Annotated in this window: 13 protein-coding genes and 1 riboswitch; of the genes, 5 read left to right on the top strand and 8 right to left on the bottom strand. The window is 38.3% G+C overall.

The features are described from left to right. The first annotated feature begins 298 nt into the window (after positions 1–298). The 3 genes from MHH81_RS17035 to MHH81_RS17025 all read left to right on the top strand — a co-directional run bounded on the left by MHH81_RS17035 (position 299) and on the right by MHH81_RS17025 (position 5,145). The gene (locus MHH81_RS17035) at positions 299–2,038 is read left to right on the top strand and encodes an ABC transporter ATP-binding protein (protein ID WP_340923486.1); all 1,740 of its coding nucleotides are present in this window, start codon (positions 299–301) and stop codon (positions 2,036–2,038) included. Continuing rightward, a complete protein-coding gene (locus MHH81_RS17030; RefSeq protein WP_340923483.1) occupies positions 2,035–3,822 on the top strand; it encodes an ABC transporter ATP-binding protein in 1,788 nt (595 codons plus the stop codon). The genes MHH81_RS17035 and MHH81_RS17030 overlap by 4 nt, the downstream gene beginning before the upstream one ends. Before the next feature lie 261 nt (positions 3,823–4,083). Beyond that, positions 4,084–5,145, top strand: a complete 1,062-nt coding sequence (locus MHH81_RS17025) for an LLM class flavin-dependent oxidoreductase (RefSeq protein ID WP_340925303.1) — start codon at positions 4,084–4,086, stop codon at positions 5,143–5,145. Between the two features lie 276 nt (positions 5,146–5,421). On the opposite strand, the gene dapA is transcribed toward MHH81_RS17025, so the two are convergent. Then, positions 5,422–6,294 carry a 4-hydroxy-tetrahydrodipicolinate synthase gene (dapA, locus tag MHH81_RS17020; RefSeq protein WP_340923480.1) on the bottom strand — a complete coding sequence of 291 codons (873 nt, stop codon included), beginning with the start codon at positions 6,292–6,294 and terminating at the stop codon, positions 5,422–5,424. A gap of 121 nt (positions 6,295–6,415) precedes the next feature. Continuing rightward, a riboswitch (Lysine riboswitch) is annotated at positions 6,416–6,595 on the bottom strand. Positions 6,596–6,833: 238 nt separating this feature from the next. Between dapA and MHH81_RS17015 the strand changes: the two genes are divergently transcribed. Then, complete coding sequence (locus MHH81_RS17015; protein WP_340925301.1) at positions 6,834–8,024, top strand: DHH family phosphoesterase; 1,191 nt, start codon at positions 6,834–6,836, stop codon at positions 8,022–8,024. Between the two features lie 243 nt (positions 8,025–8,267). Here MHH81_RS17015 and MHH81_RS17010 read toward each other — a convergent pair whose 3' ends face one another. From MHH81_RS17010 to MHH81_RS17000, 3 genes are all read right to left on the bottom strand, one after another. Beyond that, positions 8,268–9,914 (bottom strand): copper amine oxidase, encoded by a 1,647-nt coding sequence (locus MHH81_RS17010; protein ID WP_340923477.1) that lies wholly within the window; start codon positions 9,912–9,914, stop codon positions 8,268–8,270. A 237-nt stretch (positions 9,915–10,151) separates the two neighbouring features. Then, entirely contained in the window at positions 10,152–11,675 is a 1,524-nt protein-coding gene (locus MHH81_RS17005) for a glycine betaine uptake BCCT transporter (protein ID WP_340923474.1), read from the bottom strand. 83 nt (positions 11,676–11,758) lie between these two features. Beyond that, complete coding sequence (locus MHH81_RS17000; RefSeq protein WP_340923472.1) at positions 11,759–12,415, bottom strand: hypothetical protein; 657 nt, start codon at positions 12,413–12,415, stop codon at positions 11,759–11,761. Between the two features lie 363 nt (positions 12,416–12,778). Between MHH81_RS17000 and MHH81_RS16995 the strand changes: the two genes are divergently transcribed. Continuing rightward, the gene (locus tag MHH81_RS16995) at positions 12,779–15,163 is read left to right on the top strand and encodes a polyprenyl synthetase family protein (protein ID WP_340923469.1); all 2,385 of its coding nucleotides are present in this window, start codon (positions 12,779–12,781) and stop codon (positions 15,161–15,163) included. 209 nt (positions 15,164–15,372) lie between these two features. Here the strand turns inward: MHH81_RS16995 and MHH81_RS16990 are convergent, their stop codons facing one another. From MHH81_RS16990 to MHH81_RS16975, 4 genes are all read right to left on the bottom strand, one after another. After that, entirely contained in the window at positions 15,373–15,594 is a 222-nt protein-coding gene (locus MHH81_RS16990) for a helix-turn-helix domain-containing protein (RefSeq protein ID WP_340923467.1), read from the bottom strand. 10 nt (positions 15,595–15,604) lie between these two features. Beyond that, a complete protein-coding gene (locus MHH81_RS16985; protein ID WP_340923465.1) occupies positions 15,605–16,087 on the bottom strand; it encodes a DUF2975 domain-containing protein in 483 nt (160 codons plus the stop codon). A 357-nt stretch (positions 16,088–16,444) separates the two neighbouring features. Beyond that, a complete protein-coding gene (locus tag MHH81_RS16980) occupies positions 16,445–17,152 on the bottom strand; it encodes a DNA alkylation repair protein (protein WP_340923463.1) in 708 nt (235 codons plus the stop codon). Between the two features lie 420 nt (positions 17,153–17,572). Next, positions 17,573–17,833 (bottom strand): hypothetical protein, encoded by a 261-nt coding sequence (locus MHH81_RS16975; protein ID WP_340923461.1) that lies wholly within the window; start codon positions 17,831–17,833, stop codon positions 17,573–17,575. Positions 17,834–18,051: the final 218 nt, after the last annotated feature.

Below are 18,051 nucleotides of genomic sequence, written 5' to 3'. Positions count from 1 at the left end.
GTTACACATAGCTAGAGCTTCTAATACAAACACTCCAGCATTATTTGTGTTACCACTTACACTCTACACATTTTCGAAATTGTCGCAAGCTTTGAGTTAAATAATATTGTATAGAAAAAGCCTGAAATTCTGTAGAGAATTTTCAGGCTTTTTAATGTGCGCCCGGCATGGGCGTAATCTATAGAGTGAAAGTCCCGAACTGTGAATTGGTGTATCCATCAAATAGAAAAAATGTCCAAATAGTAGTGAATATTTATATTGTTTGTAATATAATGAAATTTTGCGAGGGGGATAGAAAATGAACTTATTGAAAACTACTTTGGAGCATTTTAAACCATATTGGAGAAAACTGTTGCTCACCTTAATTTTTTCTTTAGTGGGAGGAGCATTTACGATAATGCCTCCCCTACTGGCAGGGAAACTGGTAGATAAAGTAATAGTGGAAAAAGAGATGACCCTATTACTATGGGTTGTCGGCGGTGTACTAGTTGCTTACTTAGGTAAGTCATTGTTTGAGACGTTGCAGGAATATGTACAGGTTAAAATCGGACTGGATGTGATTACCGACATGCAGATTCGGGCATTTAAAAAACTGCATAGCACACCGATGTCATTTTTTACAACCACACCAAGAGGTGATATGTTATATCGTTTAACTCATGATGTGGAGTCGATTCAAAACTTGAACAATACAGTCGTTCCCCGTATATTACAGCAAGTAATAGGAGCGATTGCAGCATTCTCCACGGTATTTGTTATATACTGGCCGGCGGCAATCGTTATGTTTGTTGTTTTCGCCATTTATATTTTCCCTTCATTTAAATTGGGCAAAACCATGAGGAAAATGAGCGCCGTCCAAAGAGACATGAGCGCGGATATGTATCAACATTTACAAGAAAGCATTGAAAGCAACCGATTAGTCAGGACATTTCAGACACAAAAGGAAGAAGTGGAGACACAGCAAAAAAAACTGTCAGACTGGAAAACCTTCTCTATTCGTGCGGCACTGATTGGAAAGGTCAATTGGCGTCTTGGAAATTTGTTCAATATAGCTACACCTGGCGTTGTCATGTTGATTGGAGGATTTGCTGTCTGGGAAGAAAATATTACAATTGGGACACTGGTGGCCTGCCTCAGTTTTATTCCAATCATGTTTTTGCCCGTCCGATCACTTGCTGAAAATGCTCTGACCATCCAACAGGCGATTCCGGCATTACAGAGAATCTATGAATATTTTGATTTACCAGAAGAACATGAAAAAAATTTGCCTTCCTTTGGATTGGTAGAAGGAAAAATAGAATTGGAAAATATCTGGTTTACGTATCCTTCTAGCGAAAAACAAATACTAAAAGGAATTTCGCTTTCTCTGGAGCCAGGGAACCACATAGGAATTGTTGGTACAAGCGGAGGCGGGAAAAGTACACTTGTACAAATTTTACTAGGATTGTATGAACCGGAGAGTGGCTCGGTCCTAATAGATGGAAAGAACCTTTTCTCATTCAATAGGAACAGCTTCAGGCAACAGGTAGGAGTTGTATCTCAGGAAACCTTTCTATTAAATAGTACACTCCGCAATAATCTTTTATATGGAAAACCCAATGCAACCATGGAAGAGTTGGAGCAAGCTGTCGAAGCAGCTGGTTTAAAAGAATTAATTGAATCACTGGAAGATAGGTATGAAACAGTGGTTGGCGAACGGGGATTAAAGCTCTCCGGGGGACAAAGGCAAAGGGTAGCGCTTGCTAGGGCTATTTTACGCCAACCGCCAGTCTTGATTTTTGATGAAGCTACTTCCTCCTTGGATGGGGAGACGGAAGAGAAAGTTCAGGAAGCTCTTGAACAATTAATTCCGGGAAGAACGACAATTACCATTGCCCATCGGCTTGTTACGGTCAGGAACGCGGATAAAATTCTCCTCTTAGATCAGGGAGTGGTAGCTGAACAGGGGACTCATGAAGAACTGCTTGCACTAAGGAGTCAGTACTATGAATTATACAGATCCCAATATAGAGAGTTGGAGAAGGAGCTGATTGGATGAGCATAAACACTGTCTCCCAACAAAAGAAAACTGGTGATGGGAAAAGGGTTCTGGCATTTTTAATGCCGTATAAAAAGTGGGTGATTGCCGACTCGGTCGTAATTGCCATCAGCCAGATCTTTTCTGCACTAATCCCGACATTGGCCCTTAGTTGGCTTATAGATACAATCATCCCGAATGAAAGCAGTCCCTGGCTTTGGGGGTTAATGTGGCTATTGGTCTTTTCAGCCGTTTTTGATTTAGTCATGATGGTCATCGACGAATATTTTTGCCATTACACCGCAAAGTCAGTCACCAATTGGCAAAAGCTCCGTCTTTTCAGTCATTTGCAAGTGTTGCCGTTCTCCTTTTACCATAACAATTCGTCAGGGGAACTGCTAGCAAGAGTCTCGGATGACCCTGATACTCTCCACAATTTTCTCGCTTGGGAAGGATCAACCTTTATGGCAAGCGTCCAGGGAGTCATTATTTATAGTCTCGTATTGTTTTGGATCCATCCTTATTTGATGATTACCAGTGTTATTCTAGGTGTTATCTTCTATTGGAGCTCCAATTATGTGGGAGCTAGGACGAGGGCCGCTTCCGCTAATGCGAGAGAAGAGGCCTCTCGATATCTTGAAAGGCTGAGAGAGTCAGTTACTGGAATCCATATGTCACGGGTTATGGGTGTTTCCGACAATGAGGTAGAGAGCGTGATTGCCATCAGGGACACATTTGTTAAGCATTCTATTAGGGAACTGAAGGCAAGAATGCAATCTGTAGTAATTATTGCCTGCTATAACGGATTTGCCTTAGGTCTTGTCTATTTAATTAGTACGCTATTAATTTGGAACGATGGTTTGACAAGTGGTCAAATGCTTACAGCGGGGGGACTAGTCACGATTGCCGCAAATGAAATGCAAAGATTGCTGCGTAACTGGCTTTCTGTCAGAAGAACGGGACCTGCACTAGATCGTTCGGACATTCTTCTTTCGCAACAGCCAGCGGAAGCAGAAATTCAAGAGGGCATTCGTGGTGAAAGGGCAAGGGGTAATATTAGATTGAAAGACGTAACGTTTGCTTATCCAGGAAAACAAGAAAATGTTTTGTTAGGCGTTTCATTTAACATTCACGCGGGTGAAAAAGTGGCTTTGGTTGGACCAAGTGGTTCGGGAAAATCAACGATTGTGGACCTACTTTTTAGATTATATGATAACCAAAACGGCCTGATTGAATTGGATAACAGGGACATTACCGAATGGGATACAGCTTGGCTCCGATCACAAATTGCGATTGTGACCCAGGATGTCCAAATGCGTAGTGGTTCATTGGCTGATAATTTGAGAATTGGAAAGCAGAATGCTACGGATGAAGAATTACTTAAGGCTTTGCATGATAGTGGGTTGGATGATTTGATTCAATCTCTTCCAGAAGGATTGAATACAAAGGTAGGAGAAAGAGGTGGGCTTCTTTCAGGAGGACAGAAGCAGCGATTATCGTTGGCAAGGGCCATCTTAAAAGATGCTCCAATCCTCATCCTTGATGAAGCAAGTTCAGCTCTCGATCCGATTACAGAAACAAAGATTAATGAGGTTGTTTTGAAAACAGCAAAAAAACAAACAATCTTAATTATTTCTCACCGTCTCTCCACTGTTCTTTCAGCAGATAAGATCATTGTCCTTGAAAATGGAGCAATAGTCGAAGAAGGAGAACATAAGGATTTGCTTGAAAGTAGCAGTGGTGTCTATGCAAGACTGTTTGGAAGAGAAGCTGAAATCGGAGAAGAAACGATCAAGGTAATATAAAAACAGGACCATGCGCTCATTACACACGTATGGTAGGACTTTCTTAAGCGAGCGGGTTTTCGGCAGGTAACAACATGATTGTTTACCAGAGATAATAACTAAGTTTATTTTAAAAAGCCTCTTTCTTCGGAAAGGGGCTTTTTATTTTCGATTATCCTTGTAGCAATAAAATCACGGATATTGAGAATCATTTATTAAAAATGTATGATTTAACTATGTTTAGATAAATCCAGAGCTTATGTAAATGAGGAGGCAATTATGATGGAAATTGGTATAACGACGTTTGTAGAAACAACGCCAGATGTTCAAACTGGTAAAGTGATTAGCCACGCGGAACGTATACGTGAAGTTGTGGAGGAGATTGTGTTAGCGGATAAGGTAGGATTGGATGTCTTTGGTGTAGGAGAACATCATCGCGAAGATTTTGCATGTTCTGCGCCAGCAGTTTTGCTTGCTGCAGCTGCATCACAAACGAAACAAATTAAGTTGACTAGTGCCGTTTCTGTATTATCATCCGACGATCCAGTACGTTTATACCAAGAGTTTTCAACAGTTGATGCCATTTCAAATGGACGTGCAGAAATCATGGCAGGTAGAGGTTCGTTTATTGAATCATTCCCTCTATTTGGTTATGACTTACAAGATTATAATGAGTTATTCGATGAGAAATTGGATTTATTATTGAAAATTAGAGAATCAGAAAAAGTGTCATGGAGTGGAAAACATCGCCCATCTATTAATAATTTAGGAATCTATCCTCGTCCTGTTCAGGAGCCGATCCCTGTCTGGATTGCAAGCGGTGGAACACCACAATCTGCCGTACGTGCAGGCGTTCTCGGGCTACCTCTTGTTCTAGCGATAATTGGTGGAAGCCCATTACAGTTTGCACCCATCGTCGACCTATATAAACGAGCGGCAAACCAGGCTGGCCATGACGTTACGAAGCTAAAGGTAGCTTCTCATTCTCATGGCTTTGTAGGCGAGACAACAGTGAGTGCAAAAGAGAAATTTTTCCCACCTACTGCGCAGGTGATGAATGTTTTAGCAAAAGAACGCGGTTGGGGACCATATACGCGTAAAACTTTTGATGAAGCGAGTAGTTTAGAAGGTGCTTTGTACGTAGGTGACGTATCTACAGTAGCGGAAAAAATCATCTTCCTTCGTAAAAATGTTGGCATTACACGTTTTATGCTCCACGTACCAGTCGGTTCAATGCCACATGAAGATGTGTTAAAAGCTATAGAGCTATTAGGAACAGAAGTTGCGCCGATCGTAAGATATGAAATTAACCGATGGGAAGCTGAAACGGAAAATACGTTATAGTTTTACGTGTTTCAGTATAAGTTCCCCACTCCTATAAGGGCGGGATAACGTCTTTTTTCTTGAGTAAGAATTAATAACTCAGCACCCCAGCTCATTGCGAGGTAGTTGCTTGGTTGGAGTTCGTATAAATATGGAAGAGCGAATTCCCGTTCAATCTGGAATTCGCTCTTCTTGTAAAAACATATCTTTTGTATAGGCGCTGTTAAATTTTACTCTTGTTTTTTAGTATATAATTTGCGGATTCTACAAAAAAGTAATCATTTTTCATGAAGTTACTTACTCTTGTACATTTAGTACTTGCTGCAGTGCGCTAAGTTGTTCATCGTTTAAAGGAACCATAGGTAATCGGACACCACCGACAGGGACGCCTTTTAAATTTAAAGCTGCTTTTACAGGCGTTGGATTTGGAGCAGCAAATAGTGCTTTCATTATTGGTAGTAGTCTACGATGTTCCTTAGCAGCCTCTTGGATATTACCAATTTTGAAATTTTTAATCATCGCTTGCATTTCATTCCCTATAACATGGGACGCTACTGAGATGACACCTGTTCCGCCTATTGATAACACTGGAATCGTTAAACCATCATCACCGCTGTACAATGAAAAATCTTCCGGTGTTTGGTCAATAATTTCGGCCATTATATCTAAATTACCACTTGCTTCTTTAATGGATACAATATTTGGTATTTTGGAAAGACGAATGACTGTTTCAACAAACATGTTGACAACACTGCGTCCGGGAATATTATATAGCATAATCGGTAATGATGTGACCTCCGCAATTGTCTTAAAGTGTTGATATAATCCTTCTTGGGATGGTTTGCTATAGTATGGGGCAACGAGCATAATGCCATCGACACCTGCATCTTCCGCAAGTTTTGTTAATTTCATTGATTCTTTTGTGTTGTATGATCCAGTTCCAGCAATTACCGGAATTCTTCCATTTACTACTTCCACTGTAAATTTGAATAACTTGACCTTTTCTTCTTCTGTTAGCGTTGGAGACTCTCCTGTTGTACCAGAAACCACTAAACCTTCTGTTCCATTAGCGATTAAATAATTAATTAAGTTTCTTGTAGCTTGGAAATCAATCTCCTCATGTTCATCAAAAGGAGTTACCATAGCAGTTAAAATTTGTCCGAAATTCATTACTTCTCCACATCCTATATTTTTTTATTAAAAACAGAGGGAGAAGGGCAGTTAGTAAATTAACGCAAAAAAGCAACAACGAGGGCTCGTTGTTGCAGTAGAAACAATAAATTATTTCTTTGCGTAAGATAGCCCTCCATACAGTTTCCTATATGACAATTCAGTGTTTATTCAACAACAGAACCAGCTTCAAGAAAAATGAGATTCTTTCCGCTTCGGCAAATTCCCCTTTCCACAATTGTCCCAGGATCTCATTATCCTCCATTTGTGTACTGATGGTCTTTGCGCCTCTATCCTTACTTCAAAAGTTATTGAAATAAGTGATTATTTAATTATAAAAATAGTACCTGTTTTCTTATGGAATTGCAATAGTTGACCTATTAAAATCTACAATTAATTTATTTTAGGATTAATATTTAGATTTTCAATCGATTGATTTGCTTGCTACTCTTAACTTTGTCCATTGATTAAGTAAAAAGCAACAGTTACTATCAATAAGTTTGACATATAAAAGCCATACTACTTTTGAGGTGAAGATGATGTATAAATTATTGTCTCATAATGATTTAGATGGGGTAGGATGTGGCATTTTAGCAAAACTTGCTTTCGGTAAACAAGTGAAGGTGCGATATAATTCGGTATCGTCTCTTAATCGAGAGATTGAATTCTTTTTGGAACATGATCATCCAGATACGTTTTTACTTATTACTGATTTGTCTCCGAATGAGGAAAATGAAAAAAGGCTCAACGATTTTTATCATGCAAAAGGGAAAATCCAACTACTTGATCACCACAAAACTGCTTTACATTTGAATGATTATGAGTGGGGATATGTTTTAGTGGAAGATAATGAAGGTAAATTAACATCTGCTACTTCATTATTGTATGAATATTTGGTTACACATGAATTGTTGGAACCAGCAGATGCTATAACAGAATTTGTAGAGTTAGTTAGGCAGTATGATACATGGGAATGGGAAAAGAACGAGAACCACCAAGCTCATTCACTAAACGCACTCTTCTTTTTAGTATCGATGGAAGAATTTGAAGAAAAAATGATGGAAAGACTTCGTTCAAGTGAACATTTTGATTTTGATGAATTCGAAAAGAAAATACTGAACATGGAAGAAGACAAGATTGAACGATATATTCGTCGGAAAAAAAGAGAGATTGTACAAGCAGAAGTAGAGGACCATATCGTTGGAATCGTGCATGCAGAATCGTATCATTCAGAGCTAGGAAATGAGCTAGGGAAAGAATATCCACATCTGGACTACATCGCAATTTTAATAATGGGTGGAAAAAGAATCTCATTTCGTACGATTCATGATCATATAGATGTTTCTGAAATTGCAGGACATTTCGGTGGTGGGGGACATCAGAAAGCATCAGGTTGTTCTTTAACAGAAGATGCTTACCAACAGTTTATAGTGGAAACATTCCACTTGGAGCCAATACAGGAAGATGCGAAAAGGAATCGATATAATTTAAAACATTCTTCATTCGGTTCTCTGTATAAAAATAAAAGTGAAAAAGTTTTTCTTCTTTATAAAAAGAATGATCAGGACTGGATGATTGAAAAAAATAAAACCGAAATGGAACAAACCTTTCCAAGTTTTGATGAAGGCGAACGATTTATAAAAAGAACTTATGAAGCATGGTTGGTGAGGGATGATTTGTTTGTAGAGTATTTAATGAATGAGGTGAAAAAAGATAGTCAGCATGAATAGTGTTGATCTATGTTACTTCCACACTCTGTGAAGCAATAGCATGGTTGGAGTAAGGGGCTGTCGACTGCCCCTTTTTTTTGCTTTATTTAAACACAAATCCGCACCTAACTCCTGCACAATAGCTTATCCGTTGTATAGGAGTAAAGGAGCAAGAGCATCCTCTGAAAGAAGGCAGTCATTGCTGAACTGCCCTACTTTTTCCAGTTATAATTTAGCTATATACTATCAGATTTTTATCGATCACTACCAGTTTCGAGGTTTTAATTCTGGACCAAGAATGTGCGCAACGTCCTCTCCACTTGTTTCATCATGTCTGAAATGTGCTGCATACCAAACCACTATATCCTGTCCGTTAATATTCTCCTTATTAATGAATTTGTCTAAATTAGCTCTTGCTTTATTTAAATCTGTTGTGAAACCCTGTCCATCATCTAACTCAGAACTACGGTAGCGAAGAAGCCATACATCCCCAACTCCAAAACTATCTGCTGAACCATCGTTCTTACCTGGGATCAAAGTATATCCTTCACCCGTTGATTTGTTAGAAATTAGCCATTGTCTATTATGAAAAGAATCACGGGACCTTCTAATTTCGTAATTCATAGTTCGAAAAATCGAAGTTCCAGTACTTGGCCGTTCGTTAATCTCTTGTATAACGTTGTTACCCGCAGTCCGAATATCAAAATCAAATCTCCAATATACGTGGTGAGTATGAGGGTTGCATGTACACGAATTGGCTATTGCACTAAATCCAAATCGTGGGCGAATCGTACCATCGTTGTGGAAACGCCATTCACTAATATATCGATACCAGCCAGCTTCCAATTCACTAACTAATACTATTTCTTCCCCATCCACATAGATGGCTACACCGAGAAAGTTACCAGTATCAGAGCCAGTATCAAGTATGGTTCGTGCAGGGGTGGAACACATACGGAATCCGGGCGCAATATCAGTTCCAATAGCTTCAAATCTCCCTTCCTGCCACTGCCAATCACGATAAGGGCCGCAAACATCATTATCGTAGCGAACATTAAGGATTGGTACATGAGCACGGGATAATACTTTTTTTCCACGATACAGCACATCTCGAAGTTCGATACCTGAACCAACTATACCTGAAGAAGCAGCCGGTCTCACTGCAAGGAAACTCCATACCTCAGTATCACCTTGCAACACTCTTACTTGGTATTGGCCCAAAGTTCCTCTTCTTACCGTAGGTTGATTGGCATCAGGCGGGGGCTCACAAATTTGATCCCTTGCTGTTGAAAATGGCGGTGCACCAGTTTCATATAATATTACTTCACGTCTAATCATATTAACTCCGACAATCTGATGTAAAGGTTCTCCGTTATTCTGTTTTCTATCCTCTGAATCTTCCTCAACAGGGAGAAGTCCAACCGCAAGGGTCCTTTCAATACGGCCGTCTGGAAGCTCTGTATCGATGAGTGCTGGCATTGCTCTGTAAGGACGCACAAGATTTTCTCGAATTAAGCAGCCGAGCTCAGGGTGATCTCGAACAATATTTACAGCTAACTCAAACTCCTCAGTACTTGGCAACGGTTGCGTATCTAACTGGGAGGCACTGATACATCCAGGATCATGAATGGGTCCCGTGGCTATTACTGTACGATTGTTGGTGTAGTCATAGTATGTGGCTAAAAAATTACTTGGAGGTGTAGGTTTAGAACTTTTCGGGGGGGTTATGGATTTGTTTCCTGGAATATCCTCAAGATCAAGCAATTCAAACGATAGCAACAGATGCCTGGTTCCACTTAAAAATGGTTGGATAGAAGGATGATTGTCACAGATACTTCTTAATTGTTTCAATGTTTCTTGGTCTGGTCCAAATGGAACTACTTCCACAATAAGTTTTGATCTTCCGGCCATTGAATCACTCTCCAATAATATTTATTGAGTAGATAACAACCACTCACCCTAACATCTTATGTTAATAAATAGCCAAATGAAACCGATTGTTTACCTATTTTTTATAGATCCTATCAAATTTTGTTAATCACTATGAAACGGAGGTTCTTTATCCAAAAATTGATCAGGACTGGAGGATTGAAAAAAATAAAAAGAAAATAGGCTTGGTTCTATTGAAATAGAATCAAGCCTATTTATTCAATATTCTTTGACTTTCTTTTTCCTTGTTTGTACTTCCAATTCACTATTTAGTCCTTTTAGTAAGGAGTAACACATGAAGATCATAATAATGGCAAATGGAAAGGCAGCTGCAATAGATGCTGTTTGCAATACGGTTAAACCACCAGATAAAAGTAAGACTGCTGCAACTGCAGATTGGATGATGCCCCATGTCATTTTGATTTTATTAGAAGGATTTAATGTTCCGCCTTCACTCAACATACCTAACACAAAGGTAGATGTATCTGCAACAGTTACGTAATAAATAGCTACGAGAGCAAATCCCATGACGCTTAAAATGGAACTTAACGGAAGATGATCAAAGAATGTAAAAATAGCCAGTGACACATTGTCCGCTATATAAGTGGCCAGTTCATGGTTTTCTGAGTTGACTACCATATCAAGCGCGGAGCCACCAAAGATAGACATCCATAAACATGTTCCAAGTGTCGGAACGATTAGCACGCCGATGACAAACTCTTTTACTGTTCTTCCCCTGGATATTCGCGCAATGAACATGCCTACAAACGGTGCCCAAGCAATCCACCATGCCCAATAAAATAATGTCCATGATGCAATCCATTCACCTTCCCCAAATGGTCTCATCCTTAAACTCATATGGATAAAATCATTGATATAGAGCCCAGTCGTATTAAAAAAAATTTTAATAATCGTCAAAGTTGGTCCAACCATTAATATTAGCAACAAAATTGCAACCGATAGGATCATTGCAGCGTTAGATAAGTATTGAATTCCTTTCTCCAAGCCAGTGTTAATCGAAATGAGGAAAATTACTGTAGCCACAACAATAACAATCAGTTGAACAATTAGCGTATTGGGAACACCGAATATAGAATGCATCCCGGCAGTAACTTGTAAGGCTCCAAGACCAAGAGATGTTGCAATGCCAAAGACAGTTGCAAATACAGACAGAATGTCAATCGTTTTACCAATAGGTCCATAAATTTTATCCTTCAGCAACGGATAGAAAACAGAACTTATGGCTGCAGGTAGTTTTTTGTTATATTGACAGAGGGCAAGAGCTAATCCGATAACGGTGTAAATCGCCCATGGATGTAGGCCCCAATGAAAAAAGGTATATTGCATGGCGACATTAGCTGCATCAGTTGTATAGGCTTCTCCATATGGGGGTTTCGTGTAGTGAGTGACTGGTTCAGCAACACTCCAATAAACAATCCCAATTCCCATCCCTGCCCCAAACAACATTGCTAGCCAGGACGCAGTATTGAAATCAGGCTGGTCTGTAGTTTTACCTAACCGAATATGACCATACTTAGAAAACAGTAAATAGATGGAGAAAATTACAAAGAAAAGGGTGGCGCCAATATAGACCCATCCAAGGTAATCAATAGATGTGGTATAAATGGTGTTCGTAACTTTTGTAAGAAGGTCTGTGAAAAAGACCCCCCATGCAATAAAGATAAGGGTCAGTATAAGTGAGATGATAAAGACACTGTTTTCTTTTAGCTTGTTAACATTCATGGAAACCTCCAACAGGATAAGTGTGAATAATTGAGAAGACTAGTAATATAAAAATTTCCAAATGTGAAGGTGAAATACAAAAATCATTTATCAAGAAGATTATAAAGAAATTCCCATTTTTCAGTGTTCATCAAATCTTCATCCGGTAACTCTAGTCCGCCTCCTAGAAATATCATATTGCCCTTTATACCGACTACCATTGCTTCCATTAAATCATCCTGGTCATTTTTTCTATACACGTCGCCTATTGTTGGTAACATGTCATTATTAACATCTGATTGTTCTTTTAAGTTGCTTTCATCCATGTTTTGAATATCTCGATATTCAATGGGGTTACTGTGTTCATGGCGACCAGGAACCATCAATAAATACTCATGATGCCTAATTCCGTTAGATTTATTTGTGATAACGCCTTTGTTTTCAACTGTGGCAACTACTTCAATTTCATTTAATGAATAATGATCGAGGTAATCGGGATTTGGGTTTGTAATTAAAATGAAATCCCCTTCCTCAGCTTTTCTATCTTTGCTCAGGGTATACACATTTTTATTGAAAATAAAGCTATCTAGTTCTTTTGGGTGGTATTTTTCTACTTCCGCCGCACTACTTAAATGCTGTGTTAAATCCCTCAGCCTCATAAGATGAACAGATTGTCTATACATCGCTTTTACTGAATAAACCCTGTGTAATTCATTCTTATAATATACAAATTGCCCTTTTCTTACTTGAAACAGTTTCACAGAAAACTCACCCTCCAAATAATTGCACATGTAATCATTTCTAGTTTTTTATAAACCATATTAATTTTAAAGGTTACTAAATTTCTGTTTCGTAGTTTTAGTATGCTACCGATTAAATAAAATTAATCAATAACATTGCTTAAATAAAAAACCGCCAGCACCTCATAGAATTGTACAAAAAACGACATAATTAATGATTTTTCAAATGAACTAAAGCTACACGTAAAGTACTTTCGTGTGGTATATAGGAATTTAGGGAATGAAAGAAGAATAGATTGTTATCTAGTATAATTAATTGTTAGAGGATATATAGCAATAAATTTAGTAGATGAAAACAAACATAAAGTGAAGGTGAATTATCGTATGAACAAGGAATTAATCATTAATCCCGATGCACGCTATCGGATAGCTGAGCAGAAGGCTACTAATTATTATAAATCACTTTATGAGCAGGTCGTGCAAAAGACGTATGTCCCAACCCTAATAGAAGATATACATATGTGGAAACATAACCATATTCGTCATCACTCATTCTTATCCTTTTTTTCGCGTGGAAAGGGAAAACCTGGTTCCAGGGGATACCACAATTATATCCAATGGCTAAATTACACTGGCAAACTAGATAATTACCTGGATCGAAGCATCTCCTATATTTTTATGAGGGATCTAGGTAAAGCTCTTGATTCACCTGATACACAGAACAGGATTCAGCGTATAGTAGATAGTTTGAAAACAAACCTAACAAATTCTAACGCAACAGATCGAGGAGACAATGATGGGATGTTTAGCATGGCCAGGTTGTACCGGACTGCCCAGAAGGAAGGCGTTGAATCGGCCATGATCTGGGTGGTAAACAAACTAAAGACTGTATCCTCCAACCTTCCAAAGGGGATGGATGCTGAGCAAGCTCAGCGAAAACTTATTAAAATCATTGCTGGGGTAATCATGCAAGAGATTGAAGAAATGGACGATGACATATCTTCGGAAGAACGTACTCTAAAACTTGATAAAGCTATTAGGCTTGGCTATTCCTATGGTCTAACTTATCCGTTTATTGACGATCTTCTCGATGCGAAAATTTTATCCGATAAAGAGGAAAAACAATATTCTGATATGATACGTACTACGCTTACCACAGGATCTGTGCCGGAATTTGGCGAATGGACTGGTGAAAACTTAGATCTAATGCGGTATGTTCATTCGGAACTCCGAGAAGCGTTTGAGTATATTAAGGAGCATCAGCGAAGAGAGACAAGACAAAATTTTTTCGAGCAATCTTATGTGTTTTTTAATTCGCAGGAAGTGGACCGTGTAAAGGATCTATCGAATGCAAATTACAGCAATGAAGAGCTTTATATACCGATCATTTTAAAATCCTCCTCTTCCCGATTGATTGTCCGTTCAGTAATAGGTGCTCCTGAGGATACGGATTTTGACAACCGAACATTTTTTTATGGCATATACAATCAGCTAGCTGATGATTTTGCAGATATGTTTGATGACATGAAGGATGGGGCGGTAACACCCTATACCTACTATATGAAATATCACGATACACGTAAGGATCTAATAAACCCCTTTGAATTGTACTGGACGGTTATTTCCAATTTGATACATAACGTGTATGACTCAGACAGTAAGACTCGTGAGGTGATTTTGGATCGGGCCATAAACGGACTGAAACGATTTAGAGAACGAATGGGTCCTGAAAAATACAATGAAGTTATGGGCCTATTTGCTTCAGGCATCCCTAAATTCAATAGACTTCTCCAAGACATGGTTCGAAAAGCAGATGATGTGGATTTCTTTGATAAACTGCTTCGGGACCATATGATTACCACTTTGAAAAATGAACGGAAAGAACAGGAAGACTTTATCAATACGAGCAAAACCTTACGCAATCAGATAAACCATATCTTAAATATCCCAAAAGTAGAGAATATGTCTTTGATGGAAGATACAATAATGGATGCCGCAAATTACAGTTTAGAAGGTGATGGAAAGCGTCTGAGGCCGATAGTGACCTGGTTCATGGGCGTAAACGCATATGGATTGAAAAGTTCAGCAATCGAGCCACTTTTGAGATCATTGGAATATATGCATACTGCGTCTCTTATATTTGATGATCTGCCATCCCAGGATAATGCATCCACTCGTAGGGGGCGTCCAACTCTCCATGAGATGCATAACATTGCCATATCAGAATTAACGGGTCTTTTTCTGACCCAGAAGGCTATTGAAGAACAAACATCACTAAATCAGTTTGATTCGAAGACTGTACTTAAACTAGTTCAATATTCAGCTCAAGTAACAGCGGATATGTGTAGAGGGCAAGCGATGGACTTGGATTCCAAAGGGAAGCAATTGACTCGGGAACAATTAAATATGATGTGCTTTTATAAAACTGGTTTAGGATTCGAAGCTTCTCTCATCATGCCTGCAATTCTTGCCCATGCAAAGGAATTAGAAATGGAAGCTTTGAAAAAATTTGCCCGCCATGCAGGAATTGCATTTCAGATTAAGGATGACTTGCTTGATGTTGAAGGAGATACAACCTTACTCGGAAAACCCATTGGCAAGGATGAGGAAAACAACAACTCAACTTTTGTATCAATATTGGGTCAGGCAGGTGCCAAAAAAGAGATGTGGGAAAATTACTGTATTGCGATGGAAGCATTACAACATATTCCACGCAATACCACTTTCTTGAAGCATTTTTTAAATTACATTATAAATCGTGACCATTAAGAAGTGGTTGCTACACATCGCGAACCTGTACTTGGTTGGATTTGATATAGAGTAAAAGTAAAAAAGCTCCAGAATCGGTTGTTGTAACCTGTTCAGTTCTCTGGTGAAAAAAAGAAATTAAACACGCAAATTGAGCCCAAATTCGCATATGAATTGGGCTCTTTTAAATACCACGTTCTACCATGATAGTTGAAGAAATTTGTTGTCTATCATTCTTGAGTTTCTTCATCACTTTTGTATTCTAAAATATCTCCAGGCTGACATTTTAAAGCCTTACAAATTGACTCTAAAGTTGATAATCGAATCGCTTTTGCCTTTCCATTTTTCAATATAGAAAGGTTAGCCATTGTGATTCCAACCCTTTCCGAAAGTTCAGTGACACTCATTTTCCTTTTAGCCAGCATCACATCAATATTGATTATTATCGCCATGTTATTCACCTCAGACCGTTAAATCATTTTCTGATTTTATATCAATTGCCTCTTTTAAAAGCTTTTGGAGAACGGCAGCAAAGACTGCAATTACAAGTGAAGCAAAGATGAGAACCATTCCGATTACTATAATACCTGGGGCATCGTCCATCTCCGCTATGAGATAGAAGAGTGGCATGCCTAATACATACAAGATACTGATTGTGATTGCACAATATTTGATCGTCTTTAAAGCCCTTACGGATAAATCCGAGAAAGCTTTACTCTTGTCAATATAGCTTAATAGTTTAAAAGCTTGATACAGAGCAAAGTAAAAAGGTATCGACGCCGCATAAAAATTGATGAAAACGAGATATTTAATATAAGTAATATCTGGATACAATTCTGCTGCAAAATTTGCAATCTCAGGCACCAAAAATATACACAAAGCAAGAACGGGGATACCAATAAGAATAACAGCTATCTTTAAAAAAAGTGTTGTTCCTCGTTTCACAAAAAGCACCTCACTTAATTAATGTTAATTTGATTTTAACACATATTTTATCGTTTTATAATAAAATGTTATTGTGTTTTATTGTATTATTATTGTTATATTTTTTATCCTTTTCATTTTTAAAAAAGATAAAAAGCATTCCTTATTACAAAGTAATGCTCTATAACTTTAAACTATTCAATTTATAACTTGTTCATCTAACCTGCGCGTTAGCCATCCATGAAGCCCTGCTTCAACACAGAATGTGGAAGTAGATTACGTTCTTCCTTGGGAGTTAAGAATTTAAACAAAAATAGCGAAAATCCTTGTTGGAATGCCCTGGATAAATGAAGATCATCGCGCAATGCGAGGCTAACTTTAGCATCTTACATGCTTGCGTTTAAAACCAATCTTTCCTTTATCGACTTCTTTTTGAATATTTTCGTAAGCATTTAGGAAACTGCTTTTTTTCTGGTCCCGTTTGACTTCGACAATTCCTATTGCCACTGCAGTCTCGACTGCCTTTTCATGGAGCGGCAAATAGGATGTCCCCACCGTGTATACAAAATTATTCATAGCGGATTTCGCTCGTTCTGGCGAATCATGAATCGCATTTTTCACCATATCAAGCATATTGGAAATATTACTTTCTGAAAATTCAACGTCTTTTCGATTTCCTAAAAGCCAACAGTAGCAGCTCCAGCCAGCTGACATTCTCAGCTCTTCACCGCTTGCAATCCATTTATCAGCAACTTCTTGTGCAATGTCTGACTCTGATAAAGTTACGGCCACTACATAATCAGACAGCATATAAAAATACGCCGCATCCATCCAGCGATCATAATCCGACTCCGTCATGGCTTTTGGGTCTGCAATAATGCCTGCAAAGTACATCGCATCGTAGTTCCCTGTGGCATACAGCTCTTCAGCTAAAGGCTGATTTATTTTTATTTTTTTTACGATTGGTTTCATAGCACCTGTTGCTACACCAAAAAGCGGCTCATGTGCACCATTGGACATGTACATTTTTTTAGATCGTTCCTTGCCAAGCACTTCAAGCTCATGCATAACTATTTCTAAATTCATCGTTTAGCACATCCTTTTTTTGGAGTTTTTCCCCTAATATTTTGTCCGTCAAATATATCACCATTATCCTATAACAAACACCATTTGTCAGCAAAACTACTGTCTCAGCGCATGAGTGATATACAGGAATCTGCTTAATGGATGGTGGCACTTTGTTCTCGAACTGGTGGTAAGAAAAACAATGTTTTACAATGCCTTCTGTTACAGTTGCTTACAACGCTTAGAATCAAGGTATTACTACATTAAATAATTGATTGAATTCTGCCAAGTTGTAACCCGATAAATCCTGAATAAATAAGTCCTAACAACCAATACAAGGCTACTACTCAACTGATCGGGTTACAGTTATTGATTCTTGAGCTTTTTGGCATTATGGAAGAAAAAAGCAGGAGAAAGAAAATTCCCCTGCTCTGTAAAAAATTAAATTTCCCCTTCTCTAAAATATTCAGATAGTTGGTTGTGTAAGCCTTCCAATTGAATGATTTGAGAGTGAGTGAATCCATCTCTTTTGGTTTTTCGTGAACACATCGAACAGGAACAATGCACTTTCCCTTTAGCAAATTGTCCAGCATAACGAACATTCCATTCGTATTGGTTGGCAATTTTTACTTTACGTTGAATGACTCTTTTCCGATGATGTCGATAATAAGATCGACTTCGATTTCTTTGTTGTGGCTTCATTGCCATCACACTCCTTGGGATAAGGCTCAGCCTGTAAATGTCCCCCAGAGATAAACTAAGACAATTACAGGCTGAGTATAGTGGCAACAAAGGTTATGAGAAGATACAAACTTCAATTCACCTCTTATAAAAATCTTTTCTTCTATTATACAATAATTGCTTTATTAGAATAACTGATTAATATGTTGTTGATCATAATTAACACTTATTTGAGTTAA

The sequence above is a fragment of the Psychrobacillus sp. FSL H8-0484 genome (genome assembly GCF_038005325.1).
Taxonomy (GTDB): Bacteria; Bacillota; Bacilli; order Bacillales_A; family Planococcaceae; genus Psychrobacillus.
Note: the sequence above shows the minus strand (reverse complement) of the source record. Positions and strands in the feature narration are given on the sequence as shown.

Excerpts from the sequence above, each read along its gene's own strand:
- MHH81_RS17035 (WP_340923486.1), top strand. The coding sequence starts at position 299 with ATGAACTTATTGAAAACTACTTTGGAGCATTTTAAACCATATTGGAGA.
- MHH81_RS17030 (WP_340923483.1), top strand. The coding sequence starts at position 2,035 with ATGAGCATAAACACTGTCTCCCAACAAAAGAAAACTGGTGATGGGAAA.
- MHH81_RS17025 (WP_340925303.1), top strand. The coding sequence starts at position 4,084 with ATGGAAATTGGTATAACGACGTTTGTAGAAACAACGCCAGATGTTCAA.
- dapA (WP_340923480.1), bottom strand. The coding sequence starts at position 6,294 with ATGAATTTCGGACAAATTTTAACTGCTATGGTAACTCCTTTTGATGAA.
- MHH81_RS17015 (WP_340925301.1), top strand. The coding sequence starts at position 6,834 with ATGTATAAATTATTGTCTCATAATGATTTAGATGGGGTAGGATGTGGC.
- MHH81_RS17010 (WP_340923477.1), bottom strand. The coding sequence starts at position 9,914 with ATGGCCGGAAGATCAAAACTTATTGTGGAAGTAGTTCCATTTGGACCA.
- MHH81_RS17005 (WP_340923474.1), bottom strand. The coding sequence starts at position 11,675 with ATGAATGTTAACAAGCTAAAAGAAAACAGTGTCTTTATCATCTCACTT.
- MHH81_RS16995 (WP_340923469.1), top strand. The coding sequence starts at position 12,779 with ATGAACAAGGAATTAATCATTAATCCCGATGCACGCTATCGGATAGCT.
- MHH81_RS16990 (WP_340923467.1), bottom strand. The coding sequence starts at position 15,594 with ATGGCGATAATAATCAATATTGATGTGATGCTGGCTAAAAGGAAAATG.
- MHH81_RS16980 (WP_340923463.1), bottom strand. The coding sequence starts at position 17,152 with ATGAATTTAGAAATAGTTATGCATGAGCTTGAAGTGCTTGGCAAGGAA.
- MHH81_RS16975 (WP_340923461.1), bottom strand. The coding sequence starts at position 17,833 with ATGAAGCCACAACAAAGAAATCGAAGTCGATCTTATTATCGACATCAT.